This window comes from Lactococcus petauri (genome assembly GCF_002154895.1).
GTDB classification, from domain to species: Bacteria; Bacillota; Bacilli; order Lactobacillales; family Streptococcaceae; genus Lactococcus; species Lactococcus petauri.
Genome location: NZ_MUIZ01000002.1, coordinates 168,170 through 184,548, shown reverse-complemented (window position 1 = coordinate 184,548; position 16,379 = coordinate 168,170). Strand labels below are relative to the sequence as shown.

General features: G+C 39.2%; 13 protein-coding genes. All 13 read right to left on the bottom strand.

The window, feature by feature from the left end; all coding sequences use genetic code 11:
* Positions 1-201 precede the first annotated feature (201 nt).
* Complete coding sequence (locus tag BZZ03_RS03565; protein ID WP_086582534.1) at positions 202-1,209, bottom strand: GNAT family N-acetyltransferase; 1,008 nt, start codon at positions 1,207-1,209, stop codon at positions 202-204.
* Positions 1,210-1,213: 4 nt separating this feature from the next.
* Entirely contained in the window at positions 1,214-1,639 is a 426-nt protein-coding gene (locus BZZ03_RS03560; RefSeq protein WP_061413150.1) for a DUF3284 domain-containing protein, read from the bottom strand.
* A gap of 83 nt (positions 1,640-1,722) precedes the next feature.
* Complete coding sequence (locus BZZ03_RS03555) at positions 1,723-2,988, bottom strand: dihydroorotase (RefSeq protein WP_086582533.1); 1,266 nt, start codon at positions 2,986-2,988, stop codon at positions 1,723-1,725.
* 38 nt (positions 2,989-3,026) lie between these two features.
* Positions 3,027-3,656, bottom strand: coding sequence for an orotate phosphoribosyltransferase (gene pyrE, locus BZZ03_RS03550; RefSeq protein ID WP_086582532.1), 630 nt, complete (start codon positions 3,654-3,656; stop codon positions 3,027-3,029).
* Positions 3,657-3,879: 223 nt separating this feature from the next.
* Complete coding sequence (locus BZZ03_RS03545; RefSeq protein WP_086582531.1) at positions 3,880-5,784, bottom strand: ABC-F family ATP-binding cassette domain-containing protein; 1,905 nt, start codon at positions 5,782-5,784, stop codon at positions 3,880-3,882.
* Between the two features lie 104 nt (positions 5,785-5,888).
* On the bottom strand, positions 5,889-6,740 hold the full coding sequence (locus BZZ03_RS03540) for a MurR/RpiR family transcriptional regulator (RefSeq protein ID WP_086582530.1): 852 nt from the start codon (positions 6,738-6,740) through the stop codon (positions 5,889-5,891).
* An 81-nt stretch (positions 6,741-6,821) separates the two neighbouring features.
* The gene (locus BZZ03_RS03535; RefSeq protein ID WP_086582529.1) at positions 6,822-7,310 is read right to left on the bottom strand and encodes a glutathione peroxidase; all 489 of its coding nucleotides are present in this window, start codon (positions 7,308-7,310) and stop codon (positions 6,822-6,824) included.
* A gap of 75 nt (positions 7,311-7,385) precedes the next feature.
* Complete coding sequence (locus BZZ03_RS03530; protein ID WP_086582528.1) at positions 7,386-8,090, bottom strand: 16S rRNA pseudouridine(516) synthase; 705 nt, start codon at positions 8,088-8,090, stop codon at positions 7,386-7,388.
* Between the two features lie 181 nt (positions 8,091-8,271).
* Positions 8,272-9,861, bottom strand: coding sequence for a hypothetical protein (locus BZZ03_RS03525; RefSeq protein WP_086582527.1), 1,590 nt, complete (start codon positions 9,859-9,861; stop codon positions 8,272-8,274).
* 208 nt (positions 9,862-10,069) lie between these two features.
* On the bottom strand, positions 10,070-11,431 hold the full coding sequence (gene mgtE / locus BZZ03_RS03520; protein ID WP_086582526.1) for a magnesium transporter: 1,362 nt from the start codon (positions 11,429-11,431) through the stop codon (positions 10,070-10,072).
* Between the two features lie 117 nt (positions 11,432-11,548).
* Entirely contained in the window at positions 11,549-11,755 is a 207-nt protein-coding gene (locus BZZ03_RS03515; protein WP_019292723.1) for a hypothetical protein, read from the bottom strand.
* Between the two features lie 73 nt (positions 11,756-11,828).
* Positions 11,829-14,585, bottom strand: coding sequence for a cation-translocating P-type ATPase (locus BZZ03_RS03510; RefSeq protein WP_086582525.1), 2,757 nt, complete (start codon positions 14,583-14,585; stop codon positions 11,829-11,831).
* 379 nt (positions 14,586-14,964) lie between these two features.
* Positions 14,965-15,546 carry a transglycosylase gene (locus tag BZZ03_RS03505; protein WP_086582524.1) on the bottom strand — a complete coding sequence of 194 codons (582 nt, stop codon included), beginning with the start codon at positions 15,544-15,546 and terminating at the stop codon, positions 14,965-14,967.
* Positions 15,547-16,379: the final 833 nt, after the last annotated feature.

Below are 16,379 nucleotides of genomic sequence, written 5' to 3'. Positions count from 1 at the left end.
CGAAAAAACAAGTATTTTTTAATGAAACCCTTATTTTTAGCGCTTTCATTTTCTTCAAACCATTAAAAACTTTAATTTTCTGGCTGATTTCTGAAACATGTTACAAATTTAGAAACAAAATCGTGTTATTTTTTTAGTTTTAATTAATAAAAACACCAAATCTACAAAAAAAGTTAAGATTCGGTGTTTAGTTTGATTATTTTAAAAATATTCACGAAGAATGGCTTTATTTTCTCGTAGTACACGGGCAGTAAATACTCCAATGGTCATTTCCTCTGGTTGGGCTGTCTCAGGGCCAACACAGATATTATTTTGTGGCAAAATATCATCAACAATACGGGCAGAAAATTCAGGCTGACCGTTCACTTTCAAAAATGCTTGCAGATTAACAATACGAGCTTGCATATAAGGTTGCAGCTGTAGCTGTATACGAGACGGTTCAGCCAGATCATGTTCAAGATATACATTTGAAGGAGCAGTCCATTTAATAACTTCAAAACTTGCAGCGTGGCTTGAGACAAAACGATAAAGTGCATCTTGAGCTTCATGGGTCAATGTAATACATTCACGAATCACAAAAGCCGTACCTGCAAATTCATAAATTAAGTAACCTAGGACTCTGCCATTTTCCTCATAAGTCGCAAAGAAGGGCTGTGCTTTATATTTGAAATAGTATTCCCAAACATGTTGTGGACGGACCAGTGAACCTTGGTTATAGACTTGATCATGGACCTGAGCCACTTCTTCCAAAAGCTCCTCACTTACAGTGCGGCGCTGCACTTGACCCACTGTTTTTTTGCCTTTAGGAAATTCTTGTGCAGGAATCGTATATGCTTTTTGGTCAAAAGCGTAATGATAACCAAATTGTCCGTAAAACTGATAAGAGAAGGGAGCCAGATAGCTTAAGGCGGTGCCAGCTTCATAGTTGTCTTCTAAAATATCGGTCATGAGTTTACGAATGCTGCCGTTTCCTCTAAATTCTGGGTAAGAGGCAACATAACCAATTCCCGACATCTTTAGCTTTGCATCCTTCCAATAGACCCTAAAAGAGGTATCGATAATCATAGAGGATAGCTCATCGTTTTCCCAGTAACTGTATGGTTTTGAAAAACTTAAAAGTTTATCAAACGCTTCTTCTCGCTCCTTACTTCGGGGCTTATTAAAAGCATAAGTCGCGAGGTCTAAAAGTTCATGCTGTTTCTTTTCCATCTCTTCACTTCCCACCACTATAAGCTTGTTCAATGTGATTCAAAATAGCGACCATCTGACGTTTTTTCCAGTGTCCCAGAAGCGTTCCGACAAACATATCATTTAATTTTTGAATCATTCCGCTTGAAGTACGGCTTTCCTCAATAGTTATCTCTGTTTTCTTATCATCAACAGGATGAAAACTCCAACGTGTATTGAATGTATTGCGGATAGTTTTCGTGGTAAAAGCATACTTATTGGCTTTCACCACTTCATCAATCGTAATAGTTCCATGTTGGTTTTTGCCAAATGTTTTTGAATATTCAAAGCCATTAAGAGACTTGATGTCAGGTCTGTGCCCAGTATTTTTTTCGATATCGTAAAGTGATGAATCCAGAATCTGATTGTAGACAAACTCGACAGGAGCATTAATTGTTTTACTGATTTTCATATGAGATTTCTCCTATTGCTTAGAATAAAATTTATTAAACATTAAAATCATTTTAACAATTTATGTAAGCTCTTGCAAGATTTTTATGGGCGGTAAACTATTTCTCCTGAACAAATCGTATATTTGACTTGTCCCACAAGTTCTTGGTCGATAAATGGTGAGTTCCTTGCCTTGGAATCAAAGTTTTCATCCACTTTATAAGTATTATGAGCATCAAAAATGGTAATGTCAGCCGGTCCACCTTCCGCTAAATATCCTGCATCAAAACCATATAGTTTGGCTGGGTTAACAGTCATTTTCGCCAGCAATTGAGCCAGTTCAAGATGTCCAGGAGTAACCAAATGCGTAAGCCCCAGTTGCAAAGAAGTTTCTAAGCCGATCATTCCGCTCGGTGCTTCAGCCAAAGCAACATTTTTTTCTTCATGGGTATGTGGCGCATGATCGGTCGCAATAACACTAATCGTGTTGTCTTTCAAGCCTTCCAAAATTTTCGCAATATCTTTCGTTTGACGCAGTGGAGGATTAAGCTTTGCATTTGTACCAATCTCTAGGACAGCTTGCTCTGTCAGTGAAAAATGTTGTGGTGTAACTTCAGCACTAACTTTTGCGCCCATCTTTTGCGCAAAACGAACTACATCTACACTTTCGCCTGCAGACAAATGTTGAATATGTAAACGCGCTTGAGTATCCAAAGCCAGCATTGCATCACGTGCAATCATACTGTACTCAGCCACCTTTGTCGCTCCTGTTAGACCACATTGGTGTGCCACTTCGCCTTCATTGATTCCAAGCGTATCCACTAAGTTGGGATCTTCCTCGTGAATAGAGAGCAGACTATCCGTTTCCTTGGCTTTCTTCAAAGCTTCATGCAAGACCCCTGAATCACTCAATGGAATACCATCATCTGAAAAGCCAACTGCGCCTGTCTTTAACAAAGCCTCAAAATCCGTCAAATGTCGCCCGTCAAAATCTTTGGTAATAGAAGCAATGGACTTAATATGAATTTTCTCTTCATCTGCAAGTTTCAGTGTCTCTACAAGCACTTCAGGACTCGATAAAATCGGTTTAGTATTTGCCATCATTACTACTGTCGTAAAACCACCACGTGCTGCAGATAAAGCACCAGTGTGTATCGTCTCTTTATGCGTTTGACCTGGTTCACGAAAATGAACATGAATATCGATGAGCCCAGGAGCAACAATCATGTTGCTGGCATCAATAATATCTGCACCTTCTTCTTCCAAATCTTGGGCAATACGAATAATCTTCTTATCTTTAACTAACACATCAGCAACTTGATCAAAACCGGACTCAGGATCGATTACACGGCCGTTTTTTATGAGTATCATCTGTTCCCCTTTTTATATTTTACATAATGTTTATTATGTTATTTACTCCATGTTTCTTGATTATCCTTGAATTTTTTAAGCATTTCAAGTTCATCTTCTGTTACATAACCTGTTTCCTGAGCAATTTGGATAAGTTCAGAATAATTTGTTAATGTGTGCAGTGGCACTTGCGCTTCTTGGAATTTTGTTGCTGCTTTTTCGAGTTGGTAGGTAAAGATAGCAATCACACCGAGAACTTCTATCCCTTCACGTTTTGCGGCAGCCACTGCTTCTAGTACTGAGCCTCCTGTTGAGATAAGATCCTCAACCAATACCATTTTTTGCCCTTTAGATACACGTCCTTCGATTTGGTTTCCTGCGCCGTGATCTTTTGGTTTGCTACGAATATAGGCAAAAGGCAATTGAAGATAGTCAGCAATAATTGCACCATGAGGAATACCTGCTGTTGCTGTACCTGCAATGACTTCGACCTCAGGAAACTCTGCCTTGACCAAATCCGCAAAAGCCTGCTCAATACGAGTGCGTACTTCTGGATAAGCCAAGGTCACACGGTTGTCTGTATAAATAGGAGATTGAATCCCACTTGCCCATGTAAATGGTGCACTCGGCGATAAGCTTACAGCTTTTATTTCGAGTAAATCAGCAGCGATAGTTTTTGATAATGACATGTTATCCTCTTTCTAGTCCCTTAAGTTAATATCAATAGCACGCTGTTTTACACAAAAAAACACTTGCATAAAGCTGCAAGTGCGTAAAAAAATATGCCAATAATATTTAGAATGCACCTAAATACTATACAAATAGACAATTATACGGTTTCCTTGCTAGCCTCTCGTGCTAATTTAAAGGTTTCTTGTTATATAGTCTAACAGATTTACTGTAAGTTTGCAATCATAAACTTTCTAAGCTTTCCATTGCTTCCAGTAAGTTCATCTCTGTTTCTTCTTTTTGTTCAGACAGTTGGTCGAGCGTTGCTTGGAGTTCACCCAGTTTAACAAAGTCATCTGTTATGTCTAACATAGCTTGGGAAATTTCTTCGCTTTGTTGTTCCAGAGCAGCAAGTTTTTCTTCCGCAGCATTGACTTCACGTTCGAACTTGCGACGGATTTTCTGTGCTTCTTTTTGTTGCGCATAGTCCATCTGGCCCGAACTTTCTGGTTGTTCTTCCAAAACAACTTCTTGATGTGTCTCTTCTTCTTGGCGTTTTTTCTCTAAATAATAATCGTAATCGCCCAGGTAAAGTTTACTTCCTTGAGGTGATATTTCGAGAACTTTGGTCGCAACCCGATTGATAAAATAACGGTCATGACTGACAAAGAGTAAAGTGCCATCGAAGTCGATCAAGCTATTCTCCAAAACCTCGCGGCTGTCGATATCCAAGTGGTTGGTAGGTTCATCCAGCACAAGAAAATTATCATGTTGCATAGCGAGCTTCGCCAAAAGAAGACGTGCTTTTTCTCCCCCCGATAACATCGAAACGGTCTTTTTCACATCTTCGCCGCTGAAAAGGAAGGCCCCTAAAAGATTACGTATTTCTACCTCTGGTAAGAGACGATGCTCATTCCAAATCTCGTCAAGAACACTGTTAGAAGGCGTGAGAGCCCCTTGTTCTTGGTCATAGTATCCTAAGTCGACATTCGCTCCCAGCTTCACCTGGCCCTTAAGAAGAGGAATTTGACCAATGATTGACTTGATCAATGTTGTCTTCCCAATCCCGTTTGGTCCAACAATAGCAATGGCATCATGTTTGCGTGTATCGATATTGATAGGCTCAGCGAGGACTTTATCGTATCCCACTGCTGCATCTTCAACTGTAAGAACGATGTTGCCCGACTTTTTAGCTGGAGAAAAGGTCATATGAGCAGCCGCTTCGCTTGCGCTCGGTGCTTCGATACGCTCCATCTTTTCCAACTTTTTCTGGCGTGATTGGGCACGTTTTGTTGTAGAGGCACGAACCATATTTCGAGCAACGAAATCTTCTAATTTTTCAATTTCTTTTTGTTGCTTATCATAGTTCTTTTGCTCAGTGGCGAGCATCTCTGCTTTAAGTTCAATATATTTACTGTAATTTCCTGCAAAGCGTGTCAGCTTGCCTCGTGAAATCTCCAAGGTTTCTGTCACAACCTTATCTAAGAAATAACGGTCGTGACTGACAATCAAAAGACTTCCTGAATAGTTTTTCAGGTAAGTTTCTAACCACGCCAAAGTTTCAATATCCAAATGGTTGGTTGGCTCATCCAAAATCAACAAATCAGGCTTTTCTAAAAGCATTTTTGCCAAAGCTAATCGTGTTTTTTGTCCACCAGATAAGGAAGAAATAGCACGGTCCCACATCTTCTCATCGAAACGAAAACCATTAAGTACTGACTTAATCTCTGCTTCATAGGTAAAACCGTTGGCTTGACGAAATTCTTCCGATAAAGAATCATAACGGTGCATCAAACTCTCTAAGTCACCACCCGTTAACTCCGACATCTGTAATTCCATCTGACGCAATTGTCGCTCTGTTTGACGGAGTTTTTCAAAGACCGTCAACATTTCTTCAAAAATGGTTAATTCTGAAGAAAGTCCTGTATCTTGAGCCAAATAGTTTAAATGCAAGTCCTTGACCTTAGAAATCGATCCTGCTGAAGGTTCTTCAACGCCTGCAATAATCTTCAATAAAGTCGATTTTCCCGCACCATTGCGTCCGACTAAAGCCATGCGTGAGTGGTCCTGAAGATTAAAATTTATATTTTCGAATAAAACATCGCCACCAAAAGTGCGTGCTATCCCATTCCCTTGTAGTAAAATCATTCTTCTATTTTAACATAAAAAAGTTTAAGGTAAAGAAAACAGTAAGAATCTCGCTTCACAACGAAAACGCCAAGATTTTTACTGTTTTTATGTATAACTTCACATCAATAATTTTTTTCCAGATGACGAACGATATCTAAAGAACGAATCACTGATTCTCGTGCATCATCAAAGTTTTTGCTGACATAGGCATAAAAGAGCAAATCGATGAGATACAATTGTGCCAGCATTGAAACCGTAGCTGCATGCCTAAACTCAAAATTCTCTCCTGATAGAGAAATGAGCGGATATTCGGCACGTTTAGCAAGACTTGAGTTTTCGATACCGGTAATCGCAATGGTTTCAATCTTTTCAGCTTGAGCCAAATCAAGCATAGCTAAAACTTCACGGGATTCCCCCCGGTCACTGACAGCGATAAAGAGTTTCTTTTGATTATTATTGGTTAAATTGACAGCCATCGTGTGCGTATTGTCCGCACAAATACTGATTTTGCCAATACGGTTCAATTTTTGAGCTAGGTCTTGAGCCACAAGAAAAGAAGCTCCAATCCCGAAAATAAAGATTAACTCCGCTTCATCAATCAGGTCGACCGTTTTAGCAAGTCTCTCATTGTTTAAATGACCATTAACAAGTTCTGTCATATGATTAATGCGCGCTTTTAATTTTGATTTTATTGAGTCTATCTCTTCATTAGGACGTAATTCTTGAAAATCTGTATCCGATTGGGCGCTCGCCTTCCAGACGGAAAGTTGCTGCTTAAGTTGGGGAACACCTTCAAGTCCGATGGATTTGACAAAGCGAATAACTGTAGCTGGTGACACTTGACTATTTTTAGCAATGTCTTGGGTGCTTAGGTTGATGACAGCCTCAGGAAAAGCGAGAACATACTTTCCAACTTTTGACTCGTTAGGGGAAAGTTCTTTTAATTTTGTTTGGATTTCGAGCAGAATATTCATGCCTCAATTATAGCATAAACCAGCTATAAATATGAGCTTCTTTATAATGATACCAAAAGAAAAAACAGGAGGCATATGCTCCTATTTTTCTACTTTTTCAAGCTCTTTTTTAATATCTTTGGCAATTTTTTCAGGTTCTGTTGCTGGAGCATAACGTGCGACAACTTCTCCCTGAGCGTTGATCAAGAACTTCGTAAAATTCCACTTGATTTTTTTTCCAAGCGGGCTTCCTTTTTCTTCTTTTAACCATGTATAGAGCGGGCTTTCATCCGCGCCATTAACATCAATCTTTTGAAAGCGTGGGAAAGTTGTTCCATAGTTCAATGTACAAAACTGATCAATCTCATCAGCTGTGCCAGGTGCTTGCTCTTTAAATTGATTACAAGGAAAATCGAGAATTTCAAACCCGGACTCTTTATATTCATCATAAAGTTTTTGAAGTCCATCATATTGTGGTGTAAAACCACATCTTGTCGCAGTATTCACTACGAGTAGAACTTTGCCTTTATAGTCGGACAAAGAGATATCATCTCCTTGTTTTCCCTTCACCGTAAAATTATAAATAGACATAGTGGCACTTCCTTTCTTCATCAAGTTTAAGTGATAATGATTATAACACTTGCCTTATCAGACTGTCAAAGAATCTTACTTTCTCATATAAGGCTTCAGACTCAAGATCTCTTGCTGCGTAAGAGGGCGATAAGCACCTGGTTGCAAATCTTCATCTAAGACCAGCGGTCCAAAACTTAAACGTTGCAGTTGCTCAACTTTTTTACCTAAAGCTAAGAACATTTTCTTAACCTGATGATATTTGCCTTCTTGGATAGTAACTTTAGCATGATGCGCATCTAAAATTTCGAGTTGCGCTGGCTGCGTACGAACACCTCCGATAAATTCAAGGCCCGCCGCAAAGGCAGCTCTATCACTTTCTTCAAGTGGTTCCCATGTCTCTACGAAATATGTTTTAGAAACATGTTGCTGTGGCTTAAGCATATCGATGCCCAATGGCCCATTGTCCGTGATGAATAGTAATCCTGTCGTTAAAAAGTCAAGCCGTCCCACAGGATAGAGTGCATCATTCTTTTCTTCCACAAGGTCACGATAGGTGGGCAGGTGCTCATCTTTATTGGCTGAAAGTACACCAGCTGGCTTATTCATCATAAAATAATGATGTCCAAATGTTGTGAGCTGTTGCTGATTGACAATAATTTCATGCATCTGAGGATCGACATTGCGACTTAGGTTATACTCTACTTCTCCATCAATTATAATCTTTCTGGTCTGTATCAAGCGTTTGCGTTCTTTCTTATCCTTCCATCCATTGAGGAACAGGTAGTGATCTAGTCTCATATTTGTCTATTTTAACAGAAATATCTTCTTTCCTAAAATTTACTTTGCAAAATGATAAACTTGTCTTCGATACGAGTAAAGTAAAATACAAAAAGACAAAGTCCTTGTGACATTGTCTTTTCTTATATCTCAAAATACTATACCTATTTTGCTTTTAGAAAAACTTCCCATTTTTAGGGAATTATTGATGAATGATAAGAGCAGGACGAGCTCCTCCACCGGTACTGCTATTCGTACGAGTTGTACTGCCATTTAAAGTACCAGAGGTTGTTAAAGACCATGCAACCGTAGAAAGATCACTAGGCGTACGGAGCCACCACCAGCCTCCTAGAGGATCACTGGCTCTGCGGTCCGTATTGTGAGTGAAACCAATACCATCAGTACGTGACAAGTGGTCCACATCAGCTAATGATAGAGAAAAGGCACGAGGCATTCCATCTTCTACAACAACAGTTCTATCTGCCGCAACATCTCCTGTAAGATTATTGGCAAGCCAGCGGCTTGGATTTGTAGTAAGACCTGCGGCACTATCTCTTACCTCTCCTGTGATGAAATCGTTGGCTACTGGGGTAACCATAGCTTTAAGGTCGGCTGGAAGCTCATTATCGAACCAGTCGTCGATACGTGACTCGTGGGCAGTCCAATTCACAGAGTTAAGAATACCATTGAGGATAATCATATGGTCACGGGCACTCCCCGCTGCTATATCTTCCATATTTCCAAGATAACGGAAGTCTTGGTCGCCTCGAGTAAAGATATCTCCAGGTTCCATAGTACTAAAGTCAAGCTCCCTTACAGAAATACCAGCACTAACTCGGACCGCTTCAAGAAGTTCATCAAGATAAGGTGTTTCTATTTCAGTCTCGAAGTTGCCTTCCATATCGATGAGTTGGCTGTCCACATGGATGGCATAATAGTAAGCACCATTGATGGCATGAGCGGCATCTTGCATGACGGCTGCATCAATCAGGTAAGACGTGGCTTGACCTGCTCGGAGTGCATTCGCCCAGTAAGCCCAGCCTGTGACATGGTCGATAACCCAAAAGTTACCGCTCCCTACGCCATCTTCAACCCACTGCTGGAGTGTCATTGGCGCACGTTCTTGACGGAGGTTCCGTGAAGTTGTACGTGTGCCTTCTGTTGAACCTGGCCATAGTATGCCATTTTCGCTATTGGTGTAGGACACATTTTCCTGCCAGTAACCGTCTTTTCCGTCTCCGGGATGCGTGGCACCGTTTGTTCTGCCATCTTTGGGATCCTCGCCTACGACATAGTCACGGGCATCACCTGTAGCGGCTGTCATTAGGTCATTCTTGTCATGATTAAAGGTTGGCAAGTACCATTGTCTTTCTCCTTCCCGACCAAAGGTTAGTCGAGCATGGGTGTTCATAACAGCACCATCTCCTAGACGTGTAGTGATATCATTCGGTGCTGGAATATAGGGTTCCCAAGTACTTACATTTTGTCGCGAACCGCCCACTAGTTGTTCAAATCCTGGTTCCCCACGTTCTTGATACTCCATAAACTCCGACAGCCGGATTCTTGCCATGATAGGTTCTTGACCGTAATTTTCGACAAAAACATCTTTGTTTTCTGTCTCACGGTTAAAATAGTCATGAACACGTCCAGCTGCTTCCCTAACTGGATTTTCTCTTAAACGATCGTTGATGGCTTGTTGGTTGAAGGCTGTGAAAGCAAAAGTTCCACCGATTAAACCAAGTAAGGCTAAAAGTGCGATATTACGCAGTTTTCGTTTCTTTTCTGGGCTCATATGTAACTCACCCCCTTAAGACATGGAAAACTTATATCTGGTTGATAGAAAATTACCGTCTGCTCTGCTCTGCTCTGCTCTGCTCTGCTCTGCTCTAAGATTATAAAACATTGGTTTCACCTCGTCAAGTTTTTATTATCAATAAGTAACTTCAACAACATTTATATAATCTAATTGTAATATTTTTCTTATCCAATTCAAAATAATATCATGAAATAAGATGGCCAAGGAAGAGCGAAATGCAGGTGAAGTAAATCAGTAAGGCAACTAAATCTTTAATCGTTGTAATGATTGGTGCTGATCCTGCAGCTTGGTCGATTTTTAACTTGATTAAGATAAAAGGGACTAAAAAGCCCAGCAAGGATGCGACGGTCATCGTGGCAAAAAGGGCTAAACCAACTGCCAAACCTAACATCGGAAAACCTAGCCATATGGTCGCCATTAGCCCCGCCATAATTCCCATCAATGCGCCAATGGTCAAACCGACATGTAATTCCTTGAAAAAGTGCTCAAGGAAGTTCTCAATCTCAATATGCCCTAAAACCAAGCCTCGTGTAAAGACTGTTGAAGATTGTGTCCCAATATTTCCTCCCATGCCCATAATCAATGGGATAAAAATTGCCACCATTGCGATGGATTCTAAAGTTTGTTCAAAATTTTCAATGACTAAACCAGAAAGCATGCTTAACAACAAAGTGGCTAAAAGAAAGGGTAAACGTACTGCCAAAATTTTGTTTAATTTGCCATTAATAAGTAGCTTGCTGCGGTCCTCCTCTGTATCTTTTAAGTCGGATAAACCTGCTTGGTTCAAAATGTCTTCTGTTGCCTCTTCTTCAAGAATTTCCATTGCATCGTCGAAGGTTACTATGCCTACTAATTTATTAGTATCGTCCACCACAGCTAAAGCCAGAAGATCCAACTCTTTGACTTTTTGTGCCACCTTTTCTTGGTCCTCAGAAGTTTTAACAGAAATCGGTTGACGCGACATATGCTCATTAATGACTGCTGTTGGTGCCATCATCAAAAGTCGATGTAAGGTTATAAAACCAGTGAGCTTTAACTTCTCGTCAATAATAAATAAAATGTAGATGTTTTCCTTGCGCGTGGCTTCCTCTGTGACTTTTGCCAACGCCTCTTCTTGGGTCATATCTTCTGTCAAAGTTACAAATTCCGTTGTCATAATTCGACCGGCTGTTTCTGGGACATAAGCTTGGAGGTGGAGTGTTTCTGCTCTATTATCGGGTGTTAAAACACCCAGAAGACTCTTCACTCGTCTTTCAGGTAGTCGGTCAAAAAGTCTGACACGATCGTCTGACGACAGCCGATTGAGAAAAGTTTGCACCATTGGCGGTTGTAGCGCATCTAAAAGATTTTTTTGCTGCTGAGTGCCAAGAATTTTGAACAACGCCACTGCTTTATCTTCTGAAAGGACTTCAAAAAAAATGACCTGTTCATCTTGCTTTAGATGTTTAAAAATCTCTTTCAGTTCATGTCTTTGTAAATCTTTAAGAATAACTTGAAGTTTTTTAAACTCCTTCTTTTTAATGTAGAACCGGATTAATTCTTCCATATTATATGCTCATTTCTTTTTAATCTCCTTTCTAAATTCTAATATTTTTGCAAGAGGAAACCTAATAATATAAAAAGACTGAAGCGTGTAACACACTTCAGTCTTGATTTTTTCAGGCTATTTTCTCCCCCGCATCACATATCCACATATAAACCCAATCAGCCCTACAGCGATAATACCGTAGAACATGGGAATATCAATGTTAAAGAAAAGCATGTTAACACGAACAGGTGAGAAATTAAGAACCGCAAAAATTACGATGAGCAAAAGAATCAAGAGAACTAAAATTCTTTTGGGTGTAAAAAAGCTTTTTACTTTTTCCATGTGTATACTTCCTTCCAAGGATTACTATACTGTTATTTTAGCATATTATTGTTACACAACTCAAAAATTCTCCTTACCAAATTTTCACTTTAAAGATTTCTTTAATACCTGATAGGATAAATGTTGGTAAAGCTGGCACAAAGAGTACAAGAAGATAAACAGGTAAGCTCAATGGTGCAGTTCCCATGACAACATTAAAGAATGGAATTATCGTCACTAAAAATGAAGAGATACCTGCAAAGACAACAGCAAGGATTAAACGTGGGTTGCCGAATGGGTTTCTTCTGAAGAGAGTTTGTGAACTTCTTGCATCAAAAACATGCCACAACTGACCATAAACAAGTGTTAAAAAGGCCACCGTTTGTGCTTCGTTACTTGACATGCCTTGTTTTGCTGCCCAAACAAAGGCTACAAAGACCATCAAGCCCATAATTGTGCCTCGGATCAAGACTCTTGACCACGTGTAGTTGGCTAGGACAGATTCTTTAGGGTCACGTGGTTTTTCGTTCATAATGTCTGACTCAGCGACATCGTATCCTAGAGCGAAAGAAGGCACGGCATCACTGACCATATTGACCCAAAGTACCATTAAGGCTGTTAAAGTTGGTGTGGTATAGTCAACATTCCCGATACTTACAGTGAAGAAAAGTAAGCCTAATATCAAGGAAAGTACTTCTGCGACATTCGTCGTTAATTCGTGACGGATAAAGTTCTTAATATTGGCATAAATAGTTCTACCATTTTCGACTGTTTTTTCAATCGTCGTAAACTTATCATCAAGCAATATCAAGTCAGCAGAGTCCTTGGTTACTTCAGTTCCTGCGATTCCCATGGCAATTCCAATATCAGCTGCTCTCAGAGCTGGTGCATCATTAACACCATCTCCTGTCATGCCCACAACTTCCCCGTGCTTTTGAAGTTGCTTAACAATCCTTTGCTTGTGTTCAGGGGAAACACGTGCATAGACATTTGTTGTTTTAACGACAGCATAGAGCTCTTCATCTGTCATTTCTTCAATTTCGATACCTTTGATGACTTTAGCCTCTTTGGATTTTACAATGCCAAGATTATAAGCAATAGCACGAGCTGTATTTTCGTGGTCACCTGTAATCATAACGACTTCGACACTGGCATCTTGCAATGTTTTAACAGAAGCTTTGACTTCTTCACGCGCAGGGTCGATAATTCCTGCAACCCCCGTCAAGATAATATCTTTTTCTAAATCTTCTAGCTGACCTTGTTCTGCTTCTTCCTTACTGAGGATACGGTATCCTACCGCCAAGGTACGCAAAGCTTCATTGGCATAGTCATTTACAGTCGTGATAAATTTTTGCTTTTCACTTTCTTCGGTATTTAATTCACCATCAATCAAAAGGGCACGGCTTTTCTCAACCAGAACATCTGGCGCTCCCTTGATATAGAGAAGATAGTTGTCGCCTTTCTTGACAATGACACTCATTGTTTTACGATCACTAGTGAAAGGCAGCGTCCGGATGAGCTCATGTGATTCTAAAAGTTGAGTTTTTGTGCGGCCAGCTTTTTGCCCCAAAACAGTCAAGGCAATTTCAGTTGGATTACCAAAAGGCACGAATTTTCCTTCGACTTCTTTGAGAGCAGACTCGTTACACAAAAGGGCTCCCGCAATAAAGGCCGAATATGAAGGCTCTTGCTCTTCATCAGAAAGACTACGAATTTCCCCTTCTGGAGTATAGCCCAGACCAGAAACTTCATAGTACTGTCCGTTTGTATAGAAATGTGTAACGGTCATTTCATTTTTGGTAAGTGTTCCTGTTTTATCTGAACAGATGTAGGAAGTACTTCCTAGTGTTTCCACACTGTTAAGTGACTTGATAAGCCCCTTATTCTTCGCCATTTTGGCAGCGCCAATCGTTAAAACAATCGAAAGCACAGCAGGTAGAGCATCCGGTATAGAGGCTACAGCTAAGGCGATTGAGGTTGATAAAACAGATGTAATTGATGCTATGCTTAATTCACCAGCTTGGATGATACCCACTACGAGGGTAAAGACAACAATACCGGCTGAAACTTGCATCAAGGTTTTGGTTAACTTATGAACCGTATTTTGCAGTGGCGACGTCCTGTTTTCAACTGCTTGAATCAGCTTGGCAATTTTACCAAGTTCAGTATGTTCCCCAACAGCCACAACGATCCCTAAACCTTGTCCACCAGAAACGCTTGAACCGGAGAAGCCCATATTATGACGATCACCTAGTTCTGTCGTCTCGAGAATAGCATCTGTGTGCTTGCTAATCGCATCTGCTTCGCCAGTCAAATGCGACTCGATAACTTGGAGCTCACTGGTTTCAATCCAACGGACATCTGCTTCGACAAAGTCTCCAATTGAGGCTTTTACGATATCTCCTGTGACAAGCTCTGTTGAAAGTATTTTTTCAAATTGACCATTTCGTAACACAGTAACATAACGATTGTTCATCTCTTTTAATGCGTTCAAACTCTTACGTGCACTAATTTCTTGATAAAAGCCTAAAAAGGCATTTATGATAATTAAGATTAAGATAGCAATCGCTTCATATAGTGCCTCCATCCCATGCTTACTATCATTTTGAAATTGAAAAGCGTAGTAAGAACTAGCAAAGGACAGAGCTACCGCACCAAGTAAAACAATAACGATAGGTTCTTTAAAACTTTTGAGGAACGTAGCTAAGTATGATTCTTCCTCTTCATCTGGAAGTTTATTTTCTCCATGAAGCTCTCTTTGCTTCAATATTTGTTCATGATTTAAGCCAGTCTTAGTATCAACTAAAAACTCCTCAATAACTTCTTCTTTTGCTTTTTTATAAAATTCCAAAAGCTTCCTCCTTGTATTTTCGACAGTTAGGTCTACACTTCATTTTTTTCCAAGAGCGTAGCAATCGAAAAAAAAGAATGTAAACAAAAAGGGCGCAAGCTATCAAAAAATCTCCTCCTTACCCTCGGAGGAAATCTCTTGAAGCTTGCGCCCAACCTATATTGTCTCTTTAATTGTTATGAATTTAGTACGTTTTACTAAATCTACTCTTTTATTATAACATATAATTTTAAATTTTTTAAGAGTTTTTTTGATTTTTTGATTTTTTGATTTTTAAAAAGGTTAAAGGCAAAACAAAAAGGCCTTCACTGTTTGTGATAGCCTTGGATGTTTAATCTTAGTTAAGCACTCCAGGAAACGAATTGTAATTCACTTCCTATTAGTTATAAACAACCCAGCTTCCTGCAGGGAGTTTACTTGCCATTTCGATTTGTTCAGCAAGAGTCATGCCAGCGTATTCACCGTGACCTAACAATTGGAACGCACCGTATGCACCTGAACTTGCATTTGCAACATCTGCACGTCCATTAGACTCATGTTCAATAATATATGCCCATTCGCTTGCAGAATATCCTGCTGCGTTGGCAGTATTAGAAACCATGTAGTTGGCAAGGGCTTCAATATTTACTTGACCAGAAGTTTGACCTAAGTCAAGTCCTGATACAGTTTGTGCTACTTTAGATTTAGCAGGTTGTGTTTCAACTTTTTTGGCAGTTGTAGGAGTTGCTGAAGCTTTTCCTAACAAAATGTTGTTAACTTCTGTTTGTACGTTTTCAAAGTCAAAACCTTTGTTTGTCAACATTGTGACACGATCTTGACCTGTACCGTAGTTACCGTTAATAACTTCAATTGCAACATCATGTGTAGTTTGTTTTGGTGTGTCCGCGTGGGCCATACCAGTACCGATAAACATGAATGAAGCAATAACACCAGTTGAAATAGCAACTTTACTGAATTTCATTTAGACCTTTCAATTTCGCCACTAAGAATATTCCATAGAGTTAAAGCTCAATTACGAACCCCCGTATATACTCTATCATCATGGTTACTTCCCATACACATCATAAAGTCTTGAACGCTTGTGTAGGATTACCGTCAGCAGTTTAACGTCATTGCACGCTATGGACGTTTGTTATAAGGAACCTTCAAATCTCTGCTGCTTGCGAAATTACATATCTTTGAAAGCTCTCGGTTTAAAATGTATAAGTTCACTCAGAAGAAAATAAATTTTCAAAGTCAAATTCATTTCCTTCATGAGGGACTCATTATATGACCTTTACCTTAAACATAACTTAAAATAAACGAGGTAAAAAAAGAAAGCGAAAACATTTGTAAACAAAATATTCAGAAAATTTATTCTACAAAATGGAAAAAATGTATAATAAAAACCCCTATTTAATGCGCTTCTTATTTTTAAAAAATTAACCATGTCTTTTTTTGTATTTAAATACATTAAAAATTTTTGCTAATTAAATTAAGTAATTTTTTCAATATTTTTAGTTTCAGTTAAGATAAGGGGATTTTAAACCACTTTCTTAATAAAAATTAAGGAGAAATTGCACTTGTTTTCATTCTTTTATTTCCATATTTTTTTCTACTCTTAAAACACTCTTATAGTTCATTATCATTGGTGTTTAAGGAATTTATTTCGAAAACTTCTTTTTCTAATGTGAGAGGCAGTTAATAGAAATAAATTTTTCTGGACCGTATGTTTGAATAATTTTCTTAAAATACCAATAATGGTATTTATTTTAATCTTGAACAAATTATTGTGTGACTTTTTCTCATAATGGT